Below are 601 nucleotides of genomic sequence, written 5' to 3'. Positions count from 1 at the left end.
CATCTTGCAGAATGGTTTTCACTAAAGCAGCACCATGATCGGGTGGCATAGTGTACGTAGATCGCGCCAACGTTAACAATTTGCCTTTCGCGTTAGTGATGTCTTGCGTGTTCTTACCCACAACAATAGCAGCACCAGTACGCTCACGGTACAAGCCAAAGTTTTTAGAACAAGAAGTTGTAATCAACATCTCTTCGACATTATCCGCCATGTAACGAAGACCTTTTGCGTCAGCTTCTAAGCCGCCACCAAAACCTTGATACGCGATATCAACAAATGGCGTAAAACCGTTCTTTTGAGAAAGTTCTGTAATAGCTTGCCATGCGGAAAAGTCGATGTCTGCGCCTGTTGGGTTGTGACAACAACCATGCAGTAGAACCACATCTGTCGGCCCTGCTTTAGCAAGATGATCCAGCATTTTTTCAGTGTCGACTTGTTTCGTTTCTGGCGAGAAATAATGGTAGAACTTAACTTTAAGCCCAGCAGCTTCCATTACTGGCTTGTGGTTCACATAGCTTGGATTCGAAATCCAAACCGTTGTATCTGGTTGTGCGACCTTCATTAGGTCACCCAGCATACGCAGTGCACCACTTGCTCCTGG

The 601-nt window shown here is 45.8% G+C and carries 1 protein-coding gene; it reads right to left on the bottom strand.

From position 1 onward, the window contains the following. A partial coding sequence (locus R8O11_RS29405; protein ID WP_318195145.1) for an aminotransferase class I/II-fold pyridoxal phosphate-dependent enzyme occupies window positions 1-601 on the bottom strand: 601 nt, incomplete at both ends.

The sequence above is a fragment of the Vibrio sp. 1288 genome, from assembly GCF_033344475.1.
Note: the sequence above shows the minus strand (reverse complement) of the source record. Positions and strands in the feature narration are given on the sequence as shown.